The organism is Sphingobacterium sp. UBA5670 (assembly GCF_002420705.1).
Taxonomy (GTDB): Bacteria; Bacteroidota; Bacteroidia; order Sphingobacteriales; family Sphingobacteriaceae; genus Sphingobacterium.
The window spans coordinates 108,969-135,087 of record NZ_DIIM01000003.1 but is presented as its reverse complement, the minus strand read 5'-3'; the positions used below and the strand labels follow the sequence as shown (position 1 = coordinate 135,087).

Here is a 26,119-nt window from a genome sequence, read left to right as displayed (position 1 = left end):
ATGCTGCTATTTAATCTTTATCCTTTCCCCGAAATTTCGAATAGGTATGAACGATAGGAAAATCAATGGCTTTTTCGGGAGCATGTTTTAAATAAGTTTTGAAATTTTGCCATAAGTGGTAAAAGTTATAATTCAAGTATAGCTTTAGATTGCTTATGTAATTCTGTGCTCTCATGAATAGGGTGGATGCCGTGAATAAGAAAGAGCAGGCTGCCTGAACCTGCTCAATTTAGATATCCTATTAAAAGTTCTTTTCAATAACACTCGAAGAGTAGTCTTTGATAAACTCGACGGTCATACTATTTGATTTTAATGGATCTTCAATTTTGTCAAAAAGTTTTCCGGTTAATCTTGTGATATAGCCTTGTTTGAATTGGACATCAGAAATAGTTTTGGTACCCAACAGTTTATTATCCTTATCATAAAAAAGCAGGTCATAGCTTGATTGCTTTGTGAGGTTATCTGTTGAATACGCGTTTGGATAAAATGTAGCGGTAAGGACTTTTTCTGTTTTAGTCCGTACACTATTTAGATCCAGTTTGATATAACCGCTTCCTGATGCATTTGCAATTTGGTCAAACAACAGCACGGATTTGGCAATCTTTCCACCAAATAAGATGTAATCAACATGTTCAGGAATTTCATCGTTAATTTTTATTTCTAAACGTGCATTTAATCGTTTCATCTGTACCGCATGATTCACGGCTGATGTCCCAACAGTGAGCTGGCTCTGTTTATGAATGAATATGGGCGAAAATTGGATCATCTCTTTGGTAGAGTAGGTAGAGGGAAAATCTATATAAAAGTTTTGTAAAATAGTATTTAAATAGTAAAAATCAGTATGATACCCATCTCTGGCAACAGCAGAAACGTAATAATTACCTTTTGGAAGTTCCATGGTCACATTCAAGCTTCCTGGTATAAAATTTCCTTTTGTATCGTATAAATCCGAATACTTGGATCCTACTAAATTTGATAGGTTGTCAAACACGAAGAATTGTATTCCATTAATTTCATCTTTTAACAGTGGATCTTGCGTGCTTGCCCTAGTAGACGATTTTGGTCCAATCGGTTCAAGAGATTGCTCAAGGCCAGTTGCTGAAAACTTTACTTCATATAATTTGTTTTCTTTTTCCGGTACAGGTTCTTCTTTCTTGGAACAAGCAGCAAACAAAATAGGTACAATGACCAATAGGGTTAATAATCTTTTCATAAATTTAATATTTTGTTAGTCTGCAAAGATAATATTTTGTTTTAAATTTAACCATACAATTATTTATTATTAACCACTTCGTCCTATTTTTCCTTCTGTCTTCCATGCCTGGATTGGTTGCAATTTCTGATATAGAAAAGAAGAGAGAGCCAATTTGAGTAATGTTAACTAGTGAAAAATCAGGAGGCTTGATAAAATAGGTGGAAAACTTGGACATATCGTGCCCGATTGATAATTCTGTGATTCCCAGTATGGAATGCTATGATCTTATTCAAGCTATCTTTGGAACCAGCTCCGGAATGTTCCCGCGGGAAAACGCGTTGTTCCTACTACAGTGGATGGGACGAAGCCATTTCCTAAAGGGGAGCTTTTTTATTTTGGCGGATATGAGGGTCTCGTTAAAAACTTTCTTTTCATCAGGCGATGAAGAGGGAAGTTATTATTATAATTAACCTACTATTATATAAAGTATTGCTATTTTTCTGTATAAACGAATCTTGCGATATGCTAAGTTATTAAATAATAAATCCTCCCGATTAAATCAGGAGGATTGGCTAAATGCTATAAACTTTTAACCGGCAAATCTAATTTAAGAATAATTTTTTGGAATTAAAAAAAAATATCTTTTTGCTGTTTGTTTTTCTATTTTTATTGCTGTGTTAACTTAATCCAACGATTGGAGGCTCACCCTCGCCATAAAAGTAGTCGAAAAGTTGGCTTGGTTTAATTTGTTATGCTTTTGTTAAAGCCTGCATTTGAAAGGGACAAAAATCGGTTTCATCATTTCTGAATTTCGGATTCTGCTTATTAGACTGTCACTGACTTTAATATCGGATGTGATCTCACCTTCGGTAAGGCTAATACCTTAGATAAATTTTGCAAACCTCGCTTGATCTTTTGTCGGAGATTTGATCACTAGATACGTATAGTCGTGCAATAAATTTTCACAATGCTATAATTTACCAGATATAGATTCAATTAACGCTTTTTGCGTAGAAATCAACTCTTTTTGTGTTTGTATTGTTTCTTCTTGTGCAGCGATAATTCGTTCCAATTGATTTAGTTGTTCTTTTATGCATTCGATTTCATCCAAAGATATTTTGGTTTCTTCTTCATAGAACGCTCTAAAAGGCTCGAGATCAGTATAATATCTTAGGAAATTATGGTTTAAAGCGGAAGTATATAGTGCTAGTTTTTGTATTGGCAAAGTTTCTTGTTTTAAATCATATTCAATGTTCTGTGAATTTTTTACTTTTATTTCTTCCATCAAACGAGTATAGCTAACACCTTGATTCTTTGCTTCTCTTTTGATTATTTCGCCAATATTAATTTTCATAAAATTATTACAAGGGTTGCAAAAATATTTTGTTTTTACCCAAAATATTTTTGGTTATAAGATTGTTTCTACGTATATTTGTACCATAGTCAGTTCGCTGATTACAGTCTCGTCAACTAAAACCAGCAATTTTAAAGACGCGAGACCTTTAGGAGCATATTGTCCCAATTTTGTATATTTGTACAATTTTTGGGAGAAGCTCCTACTGGAAACCGTGTCTGGTCCTTGCTGGTACCATGTTGGCGGTGGAAAGTAGGAGCTTCTCCTTTTTAATTCTCTACTTCCTCCTTGAGACTCTTATGAAACCAACTATTAAATTATGAGACAAAAAGAGTCATTGACCACACCAAAACGACGGCAGATCAAGGATCAGCTGAACCAGCTTGCAGTAAATCTGCTCTTCAAAAACAAATATTGTCCGCCAGAATAGCCTCTTAACAGCTTAAAATCAACAATGGCAGATAGCCCCATGGGCGTCGAATGGATATAAAAAAACTTTAATGGCCTATTCGTAAACTGTCAATTGCTGATTTTGCCGACCTGTACTTGTTCTAAGTTCTATGCCCCAAAATTGCACAGCACCTTTCTCTTTTTTATTCGCACTTTAAAAGTAGGGATTTTGCAATTCAAAAGCAAAACTTTAGAAAATTGTATTTATAGATTATCTATATATAAGGTCGGTTTTTATTTTATGACGGACGCGGTATCGTCTATATCAAATCACATGTAACTGTCCTGCACCGCGCCCGAAGACCTATTAATAGTTCTAGTTATTTACCGGAGTGACTCAGGTCAGAACCCTGGGATGAAATTGCTGATTCCGATCGGACAGGATTGTCTCTGCTTGGGCCGCTCCATTAAAACTTAAAAAAATGACTCATTTTTTTAGGGCAGGAATGCTCTTGCCCGATCCGAAGAAAACTTGTATATATAGTGCCCTGCTATCTATCCTATGTTTAGTTTCTATGTTTAGTTTATCGGCCCAGACGCCCCGCAAGGACAGCGGGGCCAATGGGCCTACAGATTTTATTTTGCAAGGGACTGTCATTTCAGCTGTTGACGGCAGGCCATTACAGGGTGTATCGGTAAGTATCGGGGCAGAGGAGCTCCGGGTGTCATCCAAAGGGAATGGCTCTTTTAACCTACGGGTAAAGAGGCCTAAAGGAAAGGTCAAATTTACCTATGTGGGCTATAAGCCTCTTGAGACCGAATACTCCGCTGCTGTATCATTGATGATTAAGATGTTGCCGCTGGAAAATCAATTGAAAGAGGTCGAAGTGGTCTCTACAGGTTACCAGCAGATCCCCAAAGAGCGCGCAACAGGCAGTTTTGAACTGATAAATAGAGAAAAGTTCAATATCAATAAATCAACAAACATTCTGTCTCGTCTGGAAGGGCTTTCCCCGTCATTTATTTTTGATAAAAGGTCTACAGCAAGCACGCTGATGCAGCAGATGCGCCTGCGAGGACGCACGACTTTCTATGGCAAGGCGAGCCCATTGATCGTATTGGACAATTTTCCTTACGAAGGGGATATCATGAATATCAACCCCAACGATATCGAAAGTGTCACGATCCTCAAAGATGCTGCGGCTGCTTCCATATGGGGATCAATGGCCGGAAATGGTGTCATTGTCCTGACAACTAAGAAAGGTGCACCGAATGGAACAACAAAGGTCGATGCAAATATTAACCTGCAAATGACAGAAAAACCGGACCTGTTCTATAGGCCTGATGCGAGTAGCCGCTCGTTTATTGAAATGGAAGAGTTTCTTTTTGATAAAGGGTTTTACGAATGGCAGCTGAATGCTCCCGAGCGTACCTTGTCTCCAATTGTGCAGCTCCGGGACCAGCTGAAAAGGAACATTATTGATCAGGATACTTATGACAGTAAAAAAGTTGTTTTTTCGGCACAGGATGTCCGAAAAGATTACCTGAAATACATCTACCGAAAGGGATTCAATCAGCAGTACAATGTTAATTTTTCAGGTGGAAATCGTCTCATGGATTTTGTAGCTTCTGGAGGATATAACAAAAGTCTCAATTCGTTGAAGTCCTCTTCCAATGACCGCTATAACGTTCGTGCCGCCATTAATGCACGGCCGACAGATCGCCTGCAGCTAAATTTGAGTACCGTAATGAGTCGTAGCAGTGCAAGGAACCTGGGTAGCGAGTCTTCAATAGCGTATGGTGCCTTGTATTCCGGCGATGGGAGATCCAATTATCCTTATATCAGCTTAGTGGACGACGGCGGAAATTTTGGGGACTTGGAAACAGTGACGTTTAAAAGTTCTTTTATTGATACACTTTTTAATGGTCAACTGCTGCCGGCAAGGTATAACCTTGGGAACGAATTACAGTCTAGTGAAAATGTGAATACCACAACCGATATTATGCTCAATCTAGGTGGGCAGTTTAAAATCAATGAATATCTGCAGCTTATGCTGAACTACCAATATCAGGAGTCAACAAATAAAGTTACAAACTGGCAGGGTCTGCAATCTTATTTTACACAGAACTATATTAACTTATTCTCCCAATATTCACCTACCGCGGGACTAAAACACATTATCCCAATCGGTGATATTTATACCATGCAGGATGGAAGGGTCCATGCCAATAATCTGCGTTTGAATGCGCAGTTCGATAAATCGTTGGGCAAAGGAGATCTTTTTCAGATCAGCGGCATCCTCGGTGCTGAACTAAAAGATTTGCAGAACAGGATCGATGGCAGTCGATTGTATGGATACGATAAGAAAACACTCAACTATCAGCCTGTCGACTTCCTTAGTACGTTTCCCCTGCTGGGGGGACTCGCCGGATCGGGTGTTATCCCAAATGGGATCATGCTCGAGGAATATAGGCAAAGGTTTTTATCTGTGGTTTCCAATGCTTCGCTGACCTACAAAAATAGATATGTGCTGAGTGCCAGTGCACGACAGGATGCTTCTAACCTCTTTGGTGTATCGACAAATGACAAATGGCAGCCGCTATGGTCGTCCGGACTGAGCTGGGATATCTCCCAGGAGCCATTTTATAAAATTTCCTTTCTGCCATACCTCAAGCTAAGGATGACATACGGCTATAATGGTAAGGCTGTAAATGATTATTCAGCCTATCCGACGATGGAATATGGAGGCACAAACAGCATCACAGGCTTACCATTTGGATATATGGTCAATCCGCCCAATCCCACATACCGGGCGGAACGTGTAGGAATACTGAATTTTGGGATTGACTTTGCCTCCCGCAGTCAGCGTATTTCTGGGGCTATAGATCTATACCACAAAGAGGGTAAAGATATCGTGGCAAGGGCAAATGTGGATCCCACTGTCGGATTTGATAATCAGGTGCTCAATGTTGCCAGCTTTGTCAGTAGGGGGTTGGAAGCTTCCATCAGATCGGTAAATATAAAAACCAGCAACTTCCAATGGTCAACCGACTGGATCATTAATTTTAATAGGAACTTTACAAAAAAATACAACTATAGGTCTACGCCCGTATCAAGCTATATGGACAACGGTATTGTGCCCAATCCTATTGTCGGCAATGATCTGTATGCTATCTACGCTTATCGCTTTGCCGGCCTGGATGCCGAAACAGGCGCGCCGCAAGGATACCTCGATGGTGAGGTAAGCAAGGATTACTCCAAGCTAAACTCGGTGTCAATAGAGGATGTGCGGTTTATGGGCTCAGCTATACCGCTCTATAACGGTTTTTTGAGAAATACTGTCCATATAGCTGATTTTAAGCTGTCATTCACCTTACAGTATAAATTCAAATTTTTCTTTAGGCGCACAGGAATGAGTGCGCTGGCATTTGCAAACTATTGGATATCGCATGAGGATTATGATAGACGCTGGCAAAAGCCGGGTGATGAACGCACGACGGATGTGCCGGCTTTTATCTATCCACTCAACCTGGCGATGGAGAATTTTTATAAGGCCTCGGATGCCTTGGTTGAGCGTGGAGATGCCGTCAAGCTGAAAGATGTCAATCTTGAGTACAACCTTAAAGGCAAAATACCGGGAGTGAGGCAAGCATCCTTGTTTTTAAATGCGGACAATATCGGTTTGATGTTATGGAAGAAAACAAAATATCGGATAGATTCCGATTATGGTACGGCAATTCCTTTACCGGCTATCTATACCTTGGGCTTAAATATTTCACTTTAACGAAGCTATCATGGAACCAGCACAATTGAAAAATAAATTTATACAGATGAAAAAGATAAATCTATTGAAGGCAGCAGTATGGATCTTGTTCTTTACAGCATTCTTCGGCTGTAAGGACTACCTCGATATGAAACCCGATCTGCGCAAGGCAGTTCCCACGACTTTAGAAGACTGCAATGCGCTTTTGAATAATTACAGTGTACTCAATCAGGGCTATCCATATATAGGCGAACTGGCATCGGACAATTTTATGATGACCACTGCCAATTGGCAGTCTGTTTCCATCCTTGAGGATAAGGAACTGTTTATTTGGAACACAGACATTACTCCTCCAGCCACGCAGTGGTCCGCACAGTATAAAAAAGTATATGTGGCCAACCAGGTGCTGGATGTGCTGAAAATCCTGGATGAAACTCAGCAATCCAAAACATTAAAAGGGGAAGCTCTTTTCTTTCGTGCATATGCGCATTTTGCGCTGGCTGAATTATTTGTACCGATACCCTTAGCCAATGGTACAAATATAAACAAAGAAGCTATTCCGTACCGGAAAACTCCGAATATTGAGGATCGGGTAGAACGGTCGACTATAGGCGAATTCTATAAGCAGCTATTGCAGGATGCGAATGATGCGGCAATATTGTTGCCAGCTACTGGAAATGTGCTTTCTACTCCCACCAAGATTGCCGCCAATGCTTTATTGGCGCGCATCTATCTTTACTTGCAGGATTATCCAAGAGCTGTACAATATGCCAACGCTTGTCTGCTTGAAAACTCTGACCTGCTGGATTTTGAAACGCTCAACGCTGCAAGCAATAGTCCCATAGCAAGATTCAATAAGGAGGTGATTTTCCAGGCTATCGCTGTAGGCAGTGCGACGTATACGCGAACACGATGGAAACTGGACAGTACGCTGATGGAAAAATATGAAGATTCCGATCTGCGGAAAGCGGTTTTCTTTATTAAAAATGCCGACGGAACCTATTCCTACAAAGGAAATTATGACGGTCAGCTGAATCAGGCGCCTTTCAGTGGTCTGGCCGTAGATGAAATTCTGATCTCGCGTGCCGAAGGTTACGTAAGGACAGGGAAGGTCGATTCCGCTTTAATGGATCTCAATAGGCTACGCAGGTCTCGCTGGGTCAAGTCTCAGTTTACCTTCATCACGGAGAAAGATCCTCAAAAATTGTTGGATATCATTTTAATGGAGCGTCGGAAAGAGTTGATTATGAGACAGCGTCGCTGGTCGGATCTGAAGCGGCTCAATCTGGATACGTCGACCGCAAAGACTCTCTATCGAAATATAGAGAATAAGGAATATGTATTGCCGCCAAATGACCTGAGGTATACGATGCTCATTCCGCTAGCTGTTTTAGAAAACTCAACCCTACAACAAACAAAAAGATAGTTATGAAAGGTATATATAAATTAATAGTGATAGTAATAGGCATCCATTGTTCTGTGGAGATAGCGGTGGCCCAACCGATAGCCGTTCAGGCGATTGATCTGCCCAAGATTGGTCAGGCTGTTGAGGATCTGCCTATAGGGACACTGCTGAATGGTAAACAGGGTAAAAAATTGTCCTCTTATAAAAGAGACCTTATTGTACTGGATTTTATGACAAGTACCTGTACGAATTGCCTGGCGTCCATCCCTAAGCTTAAAAAGCTCCAGGAGTCATATTCTGGGCAATTGAAAATTATTCCCGTTGCTTATGAAAGCGCGCAGATTATGACAGAAGCATTAAAACGTTCTGGAAACTTTGAAAATTTATCATTGGACTTCGTTGTAAACGATACGGTTTTCAACCGGTTATTCCCGCACCGTACAGTCCCTCATCTGGTCTGGTTGTATAAGGGAAAAGTAGCGGCGGTCACCTATGGCGAATATCTTAATCAAAAAGTTATTGAAGAACTGCTAGGTAATAAAACGATTGACCTGCCCATAAAAAACGATTACCTGGAATTTGATTATACGATACCGCTCTTGCCCAGATATACGGGTAGTACCAGATCATATTCAGGTATAATGGGATATCTCGAGGATGCTGATACAAAATTTGGTGTGCAGGTGGACTCTTTGGATGGGACTATCCGTGATTATGCAGTAAATGTTACAGCGCTGCCGTTTTATTTCTATTGCTATGGAAAAATACATAAAATTCCCTTTATGAAACCTTCGCGGATAAAACTGATAGTCGGCGATAAGGATCGTTTTATTCACAATCCGGAGGTCGAACTTTTTGAAGAGGACTGGAAAATCAAAAATAGTATTTCTTATGAGCGGACGAGCCGATTAACGGACAAACCTGCCAGTCGCATGGCGGCCATTATAGAAGATCTGGACAATTGGTACACTGTGCGGACAAGTTTTGTCAAGCAAAAGATACCGGTATGGGTCATCAAAGAAGGCGGGGCTGCCAGCGAACAACCTGAGCACATGCGTTCTTTTGTGTCTGATTTTACTTTTATGGCAGACTTAAACGTGGATTTTCCACCAATTATTAATGAGGTGGATAACGATAGGAAGATGTATGCCGGAAAATGGGATTCATTCGAGTCTCTAAATACGCTGCTGAAGCGGAGTGGTCTTCAACTGATTGCTGAGGATAGAGAGACCACTGTTTTTTTGATGGAGGAAAGGTTATAGTAAAAAAAGGGGCCACGTGTGGCCCCTAACTGCTTAATGCTTCATTCCATTAAGATTTCAACTGAACGTTTGTAGAAGAAGTCCGGGTGTTGAGTGCTGTAAGCATCTCATTTCTCAGATCTTCCGTGATTTCAGGATGACCACTACCGTCATTATTGGCCTGAACTGCACAGATCTGATTATTTCCGGAACAGCTTGGCGATCCCACCGGTTGGTAACTTGAAGGTTCTCCGGGATTGATAGGATCGTTTAATTGAAACCATGCCATAATTGTCTGATTTAAATTGTCTAATTTAGATTTATGAACTGATCACAATGCCGCTGTCAATATCGGTCAAAAAGTTGGACAGCGCATTGGCCCCGAGTCCGCCCATAGCGCACTCTCTGATCTGACGGTGGGACTCCTTATTCTGTCAGACCATTAATCTCCTTACCGCCAGGGCGGGAATACAGCAAGCTTACGCCTGTACCGCTTGACGGTAAAGCCTTTGCAGGCAAAGCCGAGCGGCAGAATCCAGCGATCCTCCGCAAGGTAATAGGCATCCGCTAGCAGCATAGCTGCATGGCCCCACAGCTGGTTGCTCATTTGGAAGCAGCTGGAGCATTCTTTCAAGCGATGTCCGTCACCTTGTCCTTTGCCGTTTATCTTTGCCTGCTTCATAGTTTACATTTTGTTCCATTCCAATGGTGTTATAATGCTTTTAAAACCAGATGTTGATCAATCTTTCAATCACCGACGGGAGAGGAGACATCGTAATTGTCAGCACGATCAACTTTGAGTAAAGTTAGCAGGCTCAGCGGCTGTTTAAATTTCATATTTATGAGAAAATGATCTCATATTTCTATAATTTTCAATTAACTTCCTTCTTTTGGGCTTATAAGCCTGAATAGGTATTGGGGTTGATCCCCAAAAAGGAGCAGATATCTTTGATGCGGCAATAGCGTGCCGCAAGTGGATAATGACGCCAGAATGCTTCTTTTTTTTCTTTTGAGCTCATGTTGATCAGCCCGCCCCGAAATGTGCGCTCCGATAGCAGATGGGAGAGAAAGGCATTCAGTTGCTCGGAAAATCGAGGGTGATGCTGAATAATACTGACAATATCGGGCTGACGGATCAGAATGGCTATGCTGTCCAGTTCGGCTTGAAAATAAATGTCATATTCGGTGGGTGTATGATAGATCGCTTCATTTGAACTGATGAAATCCAGGACTTCCGAGCGAATAGCATTACCGGCTGTGTAATCGCGGCGTTTTATGATCATTCCCTCGAGTATGATATGCAGATCAAAAGGCTGTGCCTTCAGTATTTTTCCTTTCTTGATGGATTGGATCTGTATAATGCTTCGGAGTGCATGGCGGAGCGCCGGCCCCAAAGGGCCGGTGTTTTCCAAAATGGCGTAAAACTGGTTTTCATAATTTAGGTTTTCCATCTTCCTAACTGTAGTTAAACTTGATGATTAATTGCCGGCCATATATCACCGGACTGCCACCCATTGGCATAAAGACCTGTGTGACACTTCCGGTCTTGCTATTGCCACCACCTTCTTGGGCTTCTTCGCGTTCCAGCACAATAGGCGTGCGTAATGTGATCGCTTCGGCTATCTGCGATGCAAAATAGTCCTGTGCAGTGCTGCCTAAATCGACTGCATACTGCAATTGGGGTGCTGTCAGCTTAAAACGCTCGGAAAGCCAGTCCAATAAGTTGGTCTGGATAAAGATTCTTTCATCTTCGATCACGATAGTATCTTGCGCATAAAGATAATTTTGCCAGCCATGGACACCCGGTCCATCGAAACTAAATTGTAGATTTTTCATACTTGTATAAATTTAAAGCACCCAATATACGCCCTGAACCATGTTTTAACGGCTTTTTTTTAGCAGTAAAAAATCCAAGAGCGATTTTTTACCATCTAATCCCCTCGATGTTTCATCCAATCGGGTTTGGATAAAGAACTATTAATAGTTATATTGTGTTCTTTAAAGTGATGGTAAATTAATGTGTGTGTGCTGTCTAACTAAATTGTTTTGTTATCCATGGATGCCTCTATTAAGTCCTATATAAAAGTTTTTCCGGTGCTGTGGTGGTGCAGTTTATTGCTGATCGCATCTGGAGCAGTGGCACTGTTTCCTTTTGACAATATGTCCTTCGGTTATCTTATTAAACCTAATGTGATGGCTGTGATCGCTAATACATTGGGCATAGGCTTTATCATCCTATGCCTTGAGTTTTGGGTGGGGTATCAGATTTTCGTGTCTCGTTTTTGGAAACTTTCGCCGGGCAGGGCCACGTTGATTCATACCCTTTTAGGAGTTGTCCTGCCCGCTATTATTACATTTGGATTAATATTATTCATTTATCCGGCATCCATCGTCGACGATGACCGCTTCCAATGGGATATCCTGTTCATGGTCCTGCTATTGATCATATTGAACTACTGGTTGGCCAACCGTTTACTTCAGAACGAACTTAAAATGATGGTGGATATCAGGCAACAATTAGCCAGCGATAACGAAAAATTAGTACAGCAGGTTGAATTTTTAAAGGCAGAAATAGCACATTATGAAATTGATGCACAACAATATAAACAACTGGTCGTCACGGCCGATAAAACAGTTAATGGCCTGCTGGAAACAAAAAATAGGCTCGCTATGCAGCTGGACGAATTAAAGAAAGAAAACAAGCGCCAGATACTTCTTGGACAGCAATTGGAAGCCGAAAGAAACCTCGAGGCAAAGGCCCGCATAAAGGCCGAGGGACGTAACCAGGAGCTACAGCTGGAAATAGTAGAACTAAAAGCATTGAATCATCAGGGCAGTGAGATGGGGACCAATCTCAATTGCCGGTCAGATGCGGTATTTCACTTTAAGGTTAACGGTATGGAAATAGCTATTTTTGAACGGGATATTGCCTATTGCTATGGTCATCACCGTAAAGGAGAAGATTCCTTTCAGGAAATCGTACTAATGGATGGGACCAAATATCATCCGGGCTTGAAATCATTGAGCGACCTGCTCAAGGCATTCCCCTCACTCAAGCCTATTTCGCGCAATTTTCTGATTGCAGGACAGGCAATAATAAAATACGAGATGCTCGCAGCCAATACACCCTTACTGACGATTTTACACCATGGCGAACAAATTGAATACGGCGAATCGTATCGTAAAAAACAGCCAGGATGGAAAAACTGGCTGGCTGAGCAGAGTGCCATTAACCAGCGGAGAATTATGGCGGTGCCCACCGGATCTATACCGCTTGTCTAGTATGTCCTTTGACAGGTAACTAAAATCAGCCCTCTCCTGCTGATTCTATTTTCTGTTAGATCAGGCTGCTCTGCACCTGCTGTGCATCCAGATAAAAATATTCGGCAAATAGTTTTATGGGGATAGCGGTCTTTGCTGGCAGATTGTAAGCTGCCCGGATATCTTCAAAAAGGCGGTAACACTGCCGCTCGGATTTGCCCAGCAGGGGAGCCGCCTCCCTTGGGTAGATCAACATGCGATTGTTTCTTTTCATTTTTCTGATTTTTGGAGCCCCAATAGTCATATCAGACGCGGATTGTAAGAGGATAGGGCATAGATAAAGTATCGATCAGGCGTTGCCTAAGCGTAGATACAGTGCTAATAGTGCGTTAAATGCGTGCTTATAACCTACTCGCTACACACTTAGCTCATTGCAAAATGGTATATGGCGCCATAGCGCTTATCAAATCTCTGGTATCGGTTTATCTACGCTTGGTCTATGCTTTACGGCTACTTTGAATAGGGCTGCGGCTATTGGTCTGATTCCTCTCCATGGTTTCAGGAGGCCATGTAAAAAGATTCAAGGTAACCTTTTTTTGTCATTTATGCCTTTTTCTAGCCATTTTTTCCATCCATTGACATTTCTTCCTGACCTTTTTAGCACATCATGCATCTTCGTATTGTCAACATCAGATAATGTCATGGCAAAACAAGTAAGTTTAATCAAATTAGAAGGGAACGTCGGGGACCTTTCCTTCTTTAAATCAAAAACAATTGGTTTTCAGGCTCGAATGAAAACCGGCGTCTCAGGCGACCGGATCGCCACCGACCCTGCATTCGCCCGTACCCGTGAAAATGGTAGCGAATTTGGGCGTGCACAGCAGTATGGTAAGCTACTGAGGGATCTGCTGCGCGATGTGCTGTTCCAGAATTCGGATAGCAAATTCAGTCAACGCCTGGCCAGTAGGTTTCTAAAAGTGATTCAGAGCGATACGAAAAGTGCTCGTGGCGAACGTGTCCTGACGCCCCAAAATTTAGTCATGCTGCAGCATCTCGAATGTAATGACCGAACAAAACTAGGGGATATTTCCCTGGTACCGATTTCACTGGATTACGACCGGGTCAGCGGTGATGGGATATTGGAAAGCATGGGACTTATTCCGCACCTCAACATCGCTAAGCTACAGGGGGCCACACATGTGCGCTATACGATCGTGCTGCAAGAATTTAATGGCGACGACAGTGATCAGCGCCCTGTTATAAATAGGTCTTCCTACATTTCGTTGCGCGAAAATACGCCGATGGATCTGCAGCTGGTTGCCAATTTGCAGGCCGATTCGGACAGATCAGTATTGCTATTGGCAGGAATGGAATACTTTCAGTTGGTCAACGGGGCATATTATCCGCTTTCAAATGGGCAATACAATGCCCTAACTATTAAGCGGGTCTACGTGCCTTAAAATTGGCGCAAACTGGCAGAATACGAGCCAATAATACTGCGCGGCGCTAAATCGGCACCTGCGTGCAAAGACCGTAGACAGCGGGGATTACGACCCAAAGTCTACGGTGCTTTGCTGCTCAATCGCTGCAATGTATTGAAGGAATAGTTATTTCAAACAAAAATTATCTAAAAATAAAAAAAATGTCTATCAAACATACCTTGCGGCTGCACCGGACTTATGGAGCCCAGGGCACCAATGGAACTTTATACTATAATAACCAAAAGATCTGTCATACCATCGAGCTGCCAGATCGAAACAATTTGCGCCGGTTGAGCTGTATTCCTGCAGGTACTTACAGGCTCAAGAAACATCAGTTCAGTAAAAATGGAGAACAAATCGCCATCACCAACGTGCTGGGGCGTGAAGCTATCATGTTTCATGCAGCAAATGATGCGCTGCAGGATTTGCAGGGCTGTATTGCGCCAGTGACAACAATAACAGGTGAAGGGAAGGGTACGGAAAGCCGAAAAGCATTGATAAAGCTCAAGGCGCTTGTATATAGTCTTTGGGATATGGGGGATGAAGTGTTTATCCAGATCAGCTGATCAATGGAATGTCAATTTGACTAATTCTAGTGATTAATGCTTTAAAGGGTGAATTGTTGAATGAATAAATAATTTTAAACGAATGAAAAAAACGATAAACAAAGTAAGTGCTATGCTACAAGTGCTGCTGCTGGCACCCATAAAATTGCCGGGCAAGGTGGTCAATGTATTAAAATATATTGCCGTCGGCGTTGGCTTGTTGCAACGTGTATTGGATGAAGATAAATCAGATGCGCCGCCGCCGGCTCCTAATGTGCCGAAAAATTCAGCTGATCTGACTGAAGGAATGGGAGAGAGGAAACCGGACAATGAAAGCTAACGACATGCGTGTTGCCGCGCTCGGCGGAACACTTTGTTCTGTATGGGCAAGCATCTCATTTGGCGAGATTATCCAAACGATTCTGATGGCAATGCTAGGTACAATAGTCAGTTTCGCTACGGGACATCTGTTGGGCTGCCTGCGGCGGAAATGGCGTAAAAAATAATTTTTAGGCGCTGTTTATCAAGCTGTGTGCATGGCCGGGTTTCACTTGAAATCTGGCCATGTACATAATATTGATCAATGGCCCGTATACTAAACAGTCGCCGGACCCGACATCGGATCTGAACTTTTCTTTTGGAATATAGATATAGATAGGATGTTCGGTCAGCAGCTGCTCTTTTGCTCAAAAAATATTTTATTTGCTAATATATTTAGTTTTATTTATATTTGCTTATTGATAACCAGTTACTTAATGATTATGGCTAAGTTTAAATATATTGGGAAATATGTTGATCCCAATACCGATTTTGGTTGGAAGCTTTACTTTGGGCGGGAAGAAAATAAAATTCTGCTGATCGAATTCCTGAATAGTTTATTTGAAGGTGAGAAAGTGATTGCTGATTTATTCTACAAAAAGGTAGAGTATGATGGTGATCAGGAAGATATGCGGCGTGTGGTTTTCGATCTGCATTGTATCGGCAGTGATGGGGAGTTATTTATCATCGAAATGCAGCAATTATTTCAGGAATTTTTTAGGGATCGTGCTGTTTACTATACTTCACGTCTGATCAATAAACAGCTGCCCAAGGGAAAGAAAGGCAATGATTACTGTCTGCCAGAGGTTTATTTTATTGGTGTTTTAGAATTTAAGCTTGATGGCGATGCTAATGCCCTTCCCATGCGTCATACGGACCGCCCGTATTTCTATGATGTTGCCCTATGTGACAAGTCTACGCATGAAATTTTTTATGATAAGTTGGGGTATAAGCTGGTTTCACTGCCGCTGTTCAATAAGACGCCGGCAGAATTGCACACGATCATGGATCAATGGCTATATGTGCTTAAACATCTGAGCACCATGGATAAGTTGCCCTCGTTTTTGGATAAAAGGATATTTGGTCTTATCTTTGAAGTAGGAGAAATAGGTAAATTAACGGAGGAGGATCGCATGTCATATGAATCAAGTCTAAAACATAAAAGAGATGCTGAAAGCGTTTTTAATTCGGCTTTAAGGTCCGGGGAGGCTAAAGGTTTAGCCGAAGGCATGGCTAAGGGCATGGCTGAAGGTTTAGCTGAAGGTGAACGTAAAAAAGCTTTTGAATCTGCTCGGAAGATGTTGAGCAAAGGGTTTGAAAGGGAGGATATTCGTGATATCACCGGACTTTCTATTGAAGAAATTGAAAAATTGTAATCACTGACTTTTTCAGCTGATATCCTTTATTATGGGCTGGGAATTCCAGAATCACCTGAATGGCCAAAACACACGGAAATGTCCTGAACTGTTGATACGATCGGGTAAAAAAGCCAGCCTGTTTCATGTTGCAGGCTGGCTTTCTGTTTCCTTACTAAGATGACCCCCGCAATTTTAGTAACCCGGATTCTGTGCCAGACTGCTGTTGCCGGCAATAGCTTGGTTAGGTACGGGGAAACGGTTCAGATGCGCGGAAGTACTCGGGTTATGATCCCACCACTTTTCCGTAGTAAAAGCTTTCCATCGGATCAGGTCCGTACGTCGACGGCCTTCCCCCAAAAACTCGATGCTCCATTCATCCAGAATACGGTACTTGTCCATATTGGCGCTAGTCACGGGATTGGGATCGGCAGCATTTGCAAAGTTCCGCTTTCGAACGGTATTGAACAGTTCCGCAGCCTTTTCCTTGTTGCCTAATCTGAAATCACATTCGGCAAGCATATAGTAAACTTCTGCCAGGCGGATAATAGGCATATCGGCTCCCCAGCGTAAGGTGTTGTTGGCCAGGTTTGGGATCGGTACCTTCACCAGCCGTACGCCTGTGTTTTCTTCTCCCTCAGACATTTTAGATGGCAGCTGGTCTATGGAACTATATTTTTTTCCTGATCCAACTTCTGAAAAGCGTCCCACTTGGTCGACAAAGTTCAGGGGCTTGTCTTTATATTCCTCACCGCCAAGAATAGCCTCGCCGCTAGGTGTTTTATGCGGACCTACGATAAACATACCCTCGTATTGGTCTGTACTATGATAGACGTAAGGTGCCTTGCGCAGATCACCCTGGTCGAAGGTTTCAAAAGGTGAACCTAACTTAAAGTCTGTAGTATAGAGCGAGCCGTTTGGTTTCCTGGATGGCGTCAGGTGGGCCCCATTATTGCCGCCCATGTCCTGTGCAAAGAACTGCTTGGTGTTGTAATGGTAGAAGTCGGCATAAAACCAATTGTACTCCAGCATCTTGAATTCGGAAGGCATAGACCAGATAATCTCGGGCGACTCATTGTTTTTAAATCCATGTACGCCGTTCCACTTGGTGTCTAGGGCATAGTCGCCATAAACCTTATTGACAATATCCTGCGCTAGCTTTTGGCTTTCAGCATACATCGCTTTGCCAATATAGGCTTCTGCATTGAAGTAGAGCTGCGCCAGCATGGCTGCCGCTGCCGCTTTTCGGATAGCCCCTTCTTCCTTGTCGCCCGCCTTCTTTGCCGGAAGATTTTCAATAGCGGCTTTGAGCAGCTTTTCGATATGTGCAAACAATTCCTGATCAGTATTGCGCGGTAGGGATTCCTGGTCTAAGGATTCGAAAATGGGCATCCCGCCGAAATAGTCCAATCCACGCAAATAGAAATAAGCGATCAGTGCATCCAGCTGGGCGAGGTCTGCAGCTTTGCGTTCTTCGCTCAGTGCAAATTTGCCGTAGTCCAATTTGCTCAGGTCGCTCTTGGTATCAAGTGCCAGGGCAACTCCCATCAGGGTTCCGCGCCAGCTTCCCCATACCCAGCTGTCATCTGCCGTCCAACGGTGGTAATGATAACGTTCATTCTCGCCGCCATTGTACCAATGCCGACCCTTGGTGGTAATGGCAAAATTGTCTGCTGTATATTCCTGTAGGCGCCAACGATCTTCGCCCATATACCATTTGGCATGGGTAAATGGTCTAAACAGGGCCGCCTTAATATCTTTCTCACTCTTGAAAAAAGTGTCCGGTGTGACCGAACTATAAAATTCTTGATCCAATTTGGTGCATCCGGAAAGCAATAATGCTACGGATAATGTTGCTATGGAGATGTATTTTTTCATGTTTGTCATGCTAGCTTTAAAAATTTACTTGTAATCCCATCATAAAAGTCCTGGTCTTCGGATACACATTGCGCTCTTCAAATCCCGGTTCAAGGCCATTGATATTGACTTCTGGATCTAGGCCACTATAGTTTGTAAACACAAAAAGGTCGCGTGCAGTGGCATAGATACGCATTGATTTCAATGGTTTGATCCAGCTTTGGTTAAAGCGATAACCGATATTCAGTGCGTCAACTTTGAGAAAAGTACCTTTCTCTAACCAGTAGTCGCTCAGCTCTTTTTCACCTTTGATATTTTTATGTTTGTCGTATGCCTCTTCCAGTACATTCTGTCCTTTTACATTGGGTAGGCTGTAATACATATTGATCATATTGAACACATCATGGCCGATCCAGCTGCGCATATAGATGCTTGCATCCCAGTTTTTATAACTGAACTGGTTGTTCCAGGAAAGCTGTAAGGTCGGGATGGCATTGCCGACAAAGGATTTGTCGCCTACGGTTTTGTTGCGTTCCCGCACATCAAAGGCATTTCCGTCCTTATCATAGAGTTTCCAGTAACCGTCGTCCGTAAATCCGGCAAATTTCCAGAGGAAGAACTGGCCGATATCCTGCCCTGGGTACAACCTGACAGCCGAACCTGGCGAACCGGGTGCCGGGAAGTCCTTCCGGTCAGTAAAGGTCTGGCTTCCCCATAAGGTATTGAGCCTGCTTTTATTATGCGAAGCGACAATGCTCGTGGTATAACTGAAATTGTCATTGTCCACGGCTTTAAAATTCAGTTCAAACTCATATCCCGTATTTTGCATGCTGCCCACATTCATGGTGGTTTTATCGTGGATTGCTGGCGGCTGGGATACGCTGATATCGTAAATTAGATCATCGATCTTGCGTTTGTAGATATCAAAACGGCCGCTTAAACGATTGTTCAGTACCGTGAAATCTAAACCAAGGTTGTATTCTTTTTTGACCTCCCATTTGATATCCGGATTTTGGTTGTGCATCACACCGTAGGTTCTGAACCATTTCCCATCCTGCAAAAACCAGGTGTCGGCGCTATACATCCGTGTGGCAACTTTTGCATCGAAGCCTTCATTACCCGTTTCGCCGTAGCCTGCACGCAGTTTTAAATCATTGATAAATGTAACATCCTTTAGGAAAGGTTCTTGGGAAATACGCCATCCTGCGGATAGTCCCGGAAAGAATCCCCATCTATTTTTAGGCGCAAATTTGCTGGATCCTTCGTAACGTGCTGTTGCGGTCAGGATATAGCGGTCCAAATAGGAATAGTTGACACGGCCAAAGAAGGCGGCCAGTTTGACCCAGGGGTTTTTCCAGGAGCCAATGCCCGCCCGTCCGTCGGGTAAGTAGGTTCCTGTACCCATATCGTTTTCCCCGATGCCGTCTACAGGGAAATTGGAGTTTTCGGCCGAAAACCCCTGCCCATTAAAATCCTGGTAGCTATAGCCCGCTACAGCATTCAAGGAATGATCAGCCCAGCGGTTCGTATAGTTGGCAGTCCATTCAAAGACGCGGTCATTGAACCGGCTGTAATATTGCTTAGCAAACCCGTCCACATTATTCTCCCGCGAAATGCGATGTTGTGCCGATCGGTAATAATTGCCATGTTCGCTGTTGTTCTTAATTCCGATGGTTGCGCTGGTGGTTAAGTGTTCTGTTAGGTTTAATTTTAAAGTCGCGTTTGCCAAAAGATATTTGAATTGCTTTTCATCGCTGCGGAGGCGCGCTTCAGCCACGGGGTTCCAGGTATCATATCCGCCCTCCAGCACGTTGTAGCCACTGACATCATTGGCATCGTAAGGCGTTTCCGTAGGATTCATCACCAAAGCCATGTTAAAAATGTCATTGTTGTTGAGATGTCGCCATTAGAACCAAATGCTTTCACTTGGTTGTAACTTACATTGGTGTTTAACTCCGCAAAACCGTCGAAAAATTTGAATGCACTATTAATCCGTCCACCGATTTCATCCCGTTTAGACGTGATCGCCATTCCTTTGGCATCGCGTTTCGTAAAGGTGGTATAGACATTGGCATTTTCGGAGCCGCCGCTGATGTTGGCGACTTGCCGATGGCTGAATGGATTATTGTTGGTGACCTCATCATACCAATCTGTGCGGTGCCCCAAGTCTTCACCCAGACCATATTCGACAAATTTCTCCGCCGACAGGACCTTGGGACGTTTACGGATCGTTTCGACGAAATATTCGGAGGTAAAATTTACCTGCGCTTGGCCGATCTGAGGCCTTTTGGTCGTAATCAGGATTACACCACCGGAGGCACGCGTGCCATAGATCGCAGCAGCTGAGGCATCCCGCAGCACGTTTATGGATTCAATATCTTCCTTTGCAACGGAGTTGATATCGCCGCCGGGCACACCGTCAATAACTACAAGGGGACCCTGTGAGGCGTTGACCGAATTGACGCCGCGTAATTGCAGGGAGATACCCGCATTGGGGTCGGTTCCATTGGTGGAGATAACGCTGAGGCCCGGTACTTTACCCTGGATGGCCAGCAGGGGAGAGACAGCCCCCGCGACCATGTCTTTCTGCTTGATGCTCGATACGGCACTGGTCAATTCTTTCTTGTCAAGCGAGCCGTAGCCGACAACGACAGCCTCTTCGAGCTGTTGGGTGTCAGATAGCAGTTGTACGTTTACGCTGTTACCACCTGCATAAGGAACTTCCCTGGCGGTGAAGCCAATCATTCGGATCACTAGAATGGCGTTTTTCTCTACATTGGCTAGTGTAAACACGCCATTGGCGTCGGTGGAAGTTCGGATATTACTACCTTTTACGGAGATCGTTGCGCCAACAAGGGGATTGCCCTGCTCGTCCTTTACACTGCCTTTGACTGTAGCCTGGGCTTCCTGCACATAAGGTGCATGGGGTAATGCATAAGCGGCTCCAGCAAAAAGACTGCTGCTGAATAGCAATAATTTAGTAGCCACTTTAAAACTGTTGATTTTAAAATTCATGTGCTAATGTTTATTAAATAATATTGGTTGTTTACGATAGAAAGGCTTGACAGGCTTTTTTTTGTGTATTCAAGGCCAGCTGTCGGTTCCAGATCAAATGGATATGTTCAAATTCAAGATACTGCATATAATTGGTGTGATATGAACACTAAATGTACGGCATTAGCCTTATAGGCGCTATTACTTGAGACAATATGAGGATAATTTGAGACGATTTGTAAGGTTAGTTTATGTCGAAGAAAAGCCTAGCACTCTTTTTTAGATTAGTTTATAGGCTGTCTAATCATAAAAGATAGCCTTGGCAGGCTGATCACAAAAAAAGGCAAGAACGAATTTCGCTCTTGCCTTAAGATCTCCATTAAATTTGAACCCTTATCCGATAAATTAGGAAGCCCCAAATTTTACCAGTTAACTGTTCTATTATCGTCATCTGTCTTATTCCAGGATTCTTGCGGATCTGCAGTTCGAACTGAATCCGGTCCAGAGCCTGCTGCAATTCCTTGTTCTAATTCAACTTCCATTGCCTCCAGGCGCGGGCTTATATAATTTTTCTTTTCTAAATTGTTCATGACATTATTATTTTTTGTTCGTATAATCAGCATTTAGTTACATGCTACCTTTTTTCTGCCACTACCAGCTCCTACCATTGCAGTTTGGCCCTGTACTACCTGCGTAATTTTTACGGTATTGGAGGATGAGCTCCAGGGAACTTTGTTAAATGAACCTGCTGTTAGTACCAAAGGATATAGTTCTCCACCTGAACTTTTGCTACCATACAAGTTTACTGTACCGTCACGGCTGATAACTACCCGAATAATTGGATTAGTCGCTGTACCGGTCATGCTGTAAATTTGTGGAATATTGCTTCCGCCAGCAGTATTGGTTCCTGCGTACTCACTTCCATCTGCAAATCGGATATTTTTAGGTGCTATTGCGATGTTTCCCTCGAATTGGATCTCCTGCGTTGCAAGCTTAGTGCCATTTACTTCCATGTTAAAGGAGTTGTCGAGTTGTACAATATCAAATACGAAACCATAATCGGCACCCGGCGCTGTCAATGTCTGTTCAACAGTTCCGCCACTAGGAATAATAGTGCCATTGACATTCGCTCCATTTCCCGAAGCTGGATAATTCCAGTTTAGGTTTGCGCCACCGGTCACTTCCTCCGTACAAGTTTTGAAGTTTAGGTTCAGGTTGTAACGTTGACCAGGAACGATCTTCAAACCTGCAACAGATACATTACTTTTGGTTTCGCCATCAATAGTTATTGACCCAAAATTAAACAGGCCATTTGTTGCCCCCGGATTGATCAATAGTGTAGGTGCACTGGACACCGTACGCAAGCCTGTCCCAAGCGCGGGGAATACAACATTGGCAGTGGAGGTCGAACCGTTGTAGGTAATCGAACCATCAGCCAATTTCAGATTTGCGCTTGGATGTGTCGGCCCAATAGTCGTCGTACCAAGGTTGGTAATAGCACCTGTCATTTCAGTTGCCATGCTAAGATTGGTGGTCACTTCGCTATATTGATGCTTTAGCACGACGTCAAGATTATTATCACCAGATTGTAACGTTAGATCCTGTTTAAAATACATCAGATCTGCGCTGATATTATCAAGAGTGGCTGTTGTAAGATCTGTCTGAGCTGTCACAGCTGGCACACTAGAAGTGCTATTGACGGAATAAGCTACAAAAGTGTATGCCTGTTCGGCATCTAATTCAATTTCATTGTTATTATCGACCTTGTTTGTATATGTTTTTTCGGTCACATAATCACCAGCGTTGTTATAGACAACAATTTTGTACTTCACATTCTCTCCAAGTGGTGTACGTTCCTCGGTCACAGCAGCACGATTAGCTGTTGACGCCCGCAAAAGGCTACCATTTGTAGCGGACGGCGCTTGAGATAAGGTGGCTTCAAAAGAACTTGATTCTGTCAGAGGCACTGTGACTATTTTGTTGGATGTCGTCGCGCTGCTTCCGTTGTTGGCTTTTAAACTAGTGACAATGGGGTTTTCGACACCCAGAAGATGGATGTTTACCCTGGCTTTCCCCGCCAAAGAGACACTATCCTTACTCTCTTTACACGAGTAAATGCTCATACTGGCGAATGCTGCGAATGACAACATTCCAATTCTACCAATTGTTCTTGATTTTAATGACATTTTTATTTACAGTTGATTTATATGACTTACTTCATTCTTCCCGTAAAATCTTCCAGTAAATAACTGTAGAGGGAAAAATTTTCACAAAAAAACTATAAAGGCTATCGATTACCAATTAACATGGTGGTTTATACCAAATTTTTGCTATGTATTTAAATAAGAATAGCAAATTTTTGCTATATAGAATCCCCGTATATATGGATTTCGTCTAAATAAATTACCTTTGGAAGAATCATTACTTAAAAAGCTAAATGTTTTGAAGAAATATTTTGATAGTGCCATTGTATTGGATGACCATGGGCTTTTTACAGATGCATTTTCTCTACTGCTGGAGAGGTACAATCTTTTCAACTTTGTCAAAGCCTGTAACGATCCCAATGAATTCTTTGCCTTTTTAAATTCGTTTGGACGCAAAGGCGTTGTTATATTTTTGGATTATTATCTTGGCGAGGACAATGGATTATCCTTAATCTCAGAAATTAACAGGATCAATAAAAATGCAAAGATTGTTTTTCTAACAAGTGCCTTATCTCCATTTCTAATTCAGACGCTGAAAAGATACAATCCAGCGGGCATTTTGAGTAAATCCTGTTCTGTGGATACATTAAAACAATGTGTTGAAGACGTGACTTCGGAAAAATCATTCTTGGATCCGCTTTTCCAACATATGCTCAATACACAACAGTCTCTTCAGGTAAAATTCACGGCAAGGGAGATCGAACTTTTGAAATATTTTGCTAAGGGTGAAACAATCGCGGCAACGGCAGAGAAAATGTTTTTAAGCCCCCATACTGTTATTGCACATCGGAGAAAGATGATGGCTAAAGCAGAGTGCCAGTCGATAACGCATCTATTGACTTTTGCGAAAGAAAATGGTCTTTTATAGTCTCACTTATACCTATCAATTATTTGCGGAACAATTCGAAACTAAAGATGGATCCCTCATCTTCAACGCTCTGTATGCGAAGCTCGCTGTGGTAAAGTGCCAAATAATACATACAGAGCTGTAATCCCAAGCCAAAGCCTTTTTCATCGTTCGTTCCATTCAGTGAAATAGGCTGTGCATCCGAATAGATCTGATCGCGTACATTTTTAGCTAAGCCGTCCCCCGTATCAATGATGGAAAAGATGACGCCGTTGTCTATGGTATTTGCTTTAGCCTCCATGCTAATCTTCCCTCCTGGACGACTAAATTTAATCGCATTGTCCACCAAGTTACGCACAATAATTTTGACCACTTCCGGATCGGCGGCTATTGAAAGTTGGGGATCACAATTAATAACTGCTGTAAGCTGTTTTTCTACTAGCCTCCTTTCCTGAAGTCTTACAATCTCTTCAAAGAGCTCTCTGATATTAAAATTAGCTATTGAAAGATCAAAACTATGTAAATGTTGACTTGCCCATCGCAGCAGATTTTCAATATGAATAGTCAGCGTATCGATCTCATCATAACATGAGGACAATAATTCCCATGTCTGTCCCTCTGAAATAATTCCATCTTTGAATGGCTTAAGTATATAATGTAAACTATTTATCGGTGATCGGATATCATGGGCGATAATCGAAATCAGCGACTTTTTAAACTTGTCAGACTCTTCCAGCAAGATAATCTGTTCTTCGATAAATGCATTGGTATTCTTGAGTATTTTATTGTTTTTTCGAGTCTGTCTAATATTTCTTAGCAGAAGGAGGCCGATAACTGACATGGATACGATAAGAACTAGCGCGATAGCCAAGATATAGTTTCGCCGCCATACTTTGGCCGTATAGACAACTTCCATATCACTTTGTTGTTTTTTAAATCTAAATTCTTCTTCCTGCCGTACCAATTGCTCTTTGTTATCTTTGCTATACAATGAATCGGACGCAGTTTTATATATCTTATAGAATGCTAGTGATTGGCTGAAATTCTTTTTCCTTTCAAAAATCTCACTCAATTTTTTTGCTGAACTTTGCAAATAATATAATTGTCCATTCAATTGTGCTAGGTGGTAGCACTCCGCTGCGTATCGGGCGGCGGATGTTGTATCTCCTGTTTCTAGATACGCTTCTGAAAAATTGTCCAATAAGCGTAAGTATTCAGTTTTTTCTCCCGTTGACTCAAGAGTTTTCTTAGCTTCAAGGAAGTAATACTGCGCATTTTTCCAATCCTTCGTTTCGAGGAATAGCGCTCCTAATGATTGTTGCGCATTTCCTATGGCTTTATAATTTTTTTGTGTTTCAGCCAGTTTTAGGGATTGTAGATAACATTCTTTTGCTTTCTTAAAATTTTTCTTTTTGAGGAATATATGGCCAATATTGCCCAGTATAAATGTGGACCTCGAGGTATCGCCGAGTTTCTCATATTGCTGTTGGCTTCGCGTATAATAGGAGATTGCACTATCCACCATTTGCTGATAATGGTACACCATGCCAATATTGTGAGTTGCGTGAGCTTTGACCAGGGGCAAATTATATTTTTCAGCTGCATCTATAGCTTTATTAAGCTCGGTAAGTGCATTTTTATGTTTTCCTAGGGCAATATAAGGCATGGCTAAATTGCTGTGGATCTTGGCCTCCCTTTCCATGTCTCCAGCGTCCAAAGCTATTTTTGCAGATTTATTGTAATACTCAATAGACGCGTTGTAGTTGCCTTTTTCATAATATCCCATACCAAGATTCCGCAAAGCATCGATTTTACCTGCAGTGTATGCCAAACTATCAGAACTTTTCAAAATTCGTTTGCTTAGTAAGATCATTGAATCTGGAAGGCTTGACCAAAGGGCATTTGCTT

The 26,119-nt window shown here is 42.3% G+C and carries 23 protein-coding genes; 10 read left to right on the top strand and 13 right to left on the bottom strand.

Annotated elements, in window-relative coordinates; all coding sequences use genetic code 11:
• Positions 1–241 precede the first annotated feature (241 nt).
• Positions 242–1,213 carry a hypothetical protein gene (locus B3C94_RS03400; protein WP_293899052.1) on the bottom strand — a complete coding sequence of 324 codons (972 nt, stop codon included), beginning with the start codon at positions 1,211–1,213 and terminating at the stop codon, positions 242–244.
• Positions 1,214–2,165: 952 nt separating this feature from the next.
• Positions 2,166–2,549, bottom strand: a complete 384-nt coding sequence (locus tag B3C94_RS03395; protein ID WP_293899049.1) for a hypothetical protein — start codon at positions 2,547–2,549, stop codon at positions 2,166–2,168.
• 872 nt (positions 2,550–3,421) lie between these two features.
• Between B3C94_RS03395 and B3C94_RS03390 the strand changes: the two genes are divergently transcribed.
• From B3C94_RS03390 to B3C94_RS03380, 3 genes are read left to right on the top strand one after another with little or no spacing between them, the layout of a single operon-like run.
• Positions 3,422–6,724, top strand: coding sequence for a SusC/RagA family TonB-linked outer membrane protein (locus B3C94_RS03390; RefSeq protein ID WP_293899046.1), 3,303 nt, complete (start codon positions 3,422–3,424; stop codon positions 6,722–6,724).
• A 46-nt stretch (positions 6,725–6,770) separates the two neighbouring features.
• The gene (locus B3C94_RS03385) at positions 6,771–8,129 is read left to right on the top strand and encodes a RagB/SusD family nutrient uptake outer membrane protein (protein WP_293899043.1); all 1,359 of its coding nucleotides are present in this window, start codon (positions 6,771–6,773) and stop codon (positions 8,127–8,129) included.
• 2 nt (positions 8,130–8,131) lie between these two features.
• Positions 8,132–9,370: a TlpA family protein disulfide reductase gene (locus tag B3C94_RS03380; protein WP_293899040.1), complete on the top strand. Its 1,239-nt coding sequence runs from the start codon at positions 8,132–8,134 to the stop codon at positions 9,368–9,370.
• 49 nt (positions 9,371–9,419) lie between these two features.
• Here the strand turns inward: B3C94_RS03380 and B3C94_RS03375 are convergent, their stop codons facing one another.
• The 4 genes from B3C94_RS03375 to B3C94_RS03360 all read right to left on the bottom strand — a co-directional run bounded on the left by B3C94_RS03375 (position 9,420) and on the right by B3C94_RS03360 (position 11,185).
• Complete coding sequence (locus B3C94_RS03375) at positions 9,420–9,638, bottom strand: hypothetical protein (protein ID WP_112375332.1); 219 nt, start codon at positions 9,636–9,638, stop codon at positions 9,420–9,422.
• A 162-nt stretch (positions 9,639–9,800) separates the two neighbouring features.
• Complete coding sequence (locus tag B3C94_RS03370) at positions 9,801–10,031, bottom strand: hypothetical protein (protein WP_293899032.1); 231 nt, start codon at positions 10,029–10,031, stop codon at positions 9,801–9,803.
• Between the two features lie 214 nt (positions 10,032–10,245).
• On the bottom strand, positions 10,246–10,800 hold the full coding sequence (locus B3C94_RS03365; RefSeq protein WP_293899030.1) for a hypothetical protein: 555 nt from the start codon (positions 10,798–10,800) through the stop codon (positions 10,246–10,248).
• Positions 10,801–10,804: 4 nt separating this feature from the next.
• On the bottom strand, positions 10,805–11,185 hold the full coding sequence (locus B3C94_RS03360; protein ID WP_293899027.1) for a hypothetical protein: 381 nt from the start codon (positions 11,183–11,185) through the stop codon (positions 10,805–10,807).
• Positions 11,186–11,404: 219 nt separating this feature from the next.
• Here B3C94_RS03360 and B3C94_RS03355 point away from each other — a divergent pair, with 219 nt between their 5' ends.
• On the top strand, positions 11,405–12,631 hold the full coding sequence (locus B3C94_RS03355; protein WP_293899024.1) for a hypothetical protein: 1,227 nt from the start codon (positions 11,405–11,407) through the stop codon (positions 12,629–12,631).
• Positions 12,632–12,686: 55 nt separating this feature from the next.
• On the opposite strand, the gene B3C94_RS03350 is transcribed toward B3C94_RS03355, so the two are convergent.
• Complete coding sequence (locus tag B3C94_RS03350; protein ID WP_146753098.1) at positions 12,687–12,884, bottom strand: hypothetical protein; 198 nt, start codon at positions 12,882–12,884, stop codon at positions 12,687–12,689.
• Positions 12,885–13,215: 331 nt separating this feature from the next.
• Here B3C94_RS03350 and B3C94_RS03345 point away from each other — a divergent pair, with 331 nt between their 5' ends.
• From B3C94_RS03345 to B3C94_RS03325, 5 genes are all read left to right on the top strand, one after another.
• Positions 13,216–14,070 carry a hypothetical protein gene (locus tag B3C94_RS03345; protein WP_293899013.1) on the top strand — a complete coding sequence of 285 codons (855 nt, stop codon included), beginning with the start codon at positions 13,216–13,218 and terminating at the stop codon, positions 14,068–14,070.
• Positions 14,071–14,252: 182 nt separating this feature from the next.
• On the top strand, positions 14,253–14,657 hold the full coding sequence (locus B3C94_RS03340; protein WP_293899010.1) for a DUF5675 family protein: 405 nt from the start codon (positions 14,253–14,255) through the stop codon (positions 14,655–14,657).
• Positions 14,658–14,739: 82 nt separating this feature from the next.
• On the top strand, positions 14,740–14,976 hold the full coding sequence (locus B3C94_RS03335; protein WP_293899007.1) for a hypothetical protein: 237 nt from the start codon (positions 14,740–14,742) through the stop codon (positions 14,974–14,976).
• Complete coding sequence (locus tag B3C94_RS03330) at positions 14,966–15,142, top strand: hypothetical protein (RefSeq protein ID WP_293899004.1); 177 nt, start codon at positions 14,966–14,968, stop codon at positions 15,140–15,142. Before B3C94_RS03335 ends, B3C94_RS03330 begins: the two co-directional genes overlap by 11 nt.
• Positions 15,143–15,397: 255 nt before the next feature.
• A complete protein-coding gene (locus B3C94_RS03325) occupies positions 15,398–16,330 on the top strand; it encodes an Rpn family recombination-promoting nuclease/putative transposase (RefSeq protein ID WP_293899001.1) in 933 nt (310 codons plus the stop codon).
• Positions 16,331–16,504: 174 nt separating this feature from the next.
• Here B3C94_RS03325 and B3C94_RS03320 read toward each other — a convergent pair whose 3' ends face one another.
• The 5 genes from B3C94_RS03320 to B3C94_RS03300 all read right to left on the bottom strand — a co-directional run bounded on the left by B3C94_RS03320 (position 16,505) and on the right by B3C94_RS03300 (position 23,346).
• A complete protein-coding gene (locus tag B3C94_RS03320) occupies positions 16,505–18,187 on the bottom strand; it encodes a RagB/SusD family nutrient uptake outer membrane protein (protein ID WP_293898998.1) in 1,683 nt (560 codons plus the stop codon).
• A gap of 16 nt (positions 18,188–18,203) precedes the next feature.
• Entirely contained in the window at positions 18,204–20,027 is a 1,824-nt protein-coding gene (locus tag B3C94_RS03315; protein ID WP_293898996.1) for a TonB-dependent receptor domain-containing protein, read from the bottom strand.
• On the bottom strand, positions 20,027–21,181 hold the full coding sequence (locus B3C94_RS03310; RefSeq protein WP_293898994.1) for a TonB-dependent receptor plug domain-containing protein: 1,155 nt from the start codon (positions 21,179–21,181) through the stop codon (positions 20,027–20,029). Before B3C94_RS03310 ends, B3C94_RS03315 begins: the two co-directional genes overlap by 1 nt.
• A 401-nt stretch (positions 21,182–21,582) precedes the next feature.
• Complete coding sequence (locus tag B3C94_RS03305; RefSeq protein WP_293898991.1) at positions 21,583–21,750, bottom strand: hypothetical protein; 168 nt, start codon at positions 21,748–21,750, stop codon at positions 21,583–21,585.
• Positions 21,751–21,783: 33 nt separating this feature from the next.
• Positions 21,784–23,346 (bottom strand): hypothetical protein, encoded by a 1,563-nt coding sequence (locus B3C94_RS03300; RefSeq protein ID WP_293898988.1) that lies wholly within the window; start codon positions 23,344–23,346, stop codon positions 21,784–21,786.
• 256 nt (positions 23,347–23,602) lie between these two features.
• On the opposite strand from B3C94_RS03300, the gene B3C94_RS03295 reads away from it, so the two are divergent.
• The gene (locus tag B3C94_RS03295; RefSeq protein ID WP_293898985.1) at positions 23,603–24,232 is read left to right on the top strand and encodes a response regulator transcription factor; all 630 of its coding nucleotides are present in this window, start codon (positions 23,603–23,605) and stop codon (positions 24,230–24,232) included.
• A gap of 19 nt (positions 24,233–24,251) precedes the next feature.
• Here the strand turns inward: B3C94_RS03295 and B3C94_RS03290 are convergent, their stop codons facing one another.
• Positions 24,252–26,060, bottom strand: coding sequence for a tetratricopeptide repeat-containing sensor histidine kinase (locus B3C94_RS03290; protein WP_293898982.1), 1,809 nt, complete (start codon positions 26,058–26,060; stop codon positions 24,252–24,254).
• Between the last annotated feature and the right edge of the window lie 59 nt (positions 26,061–26,119).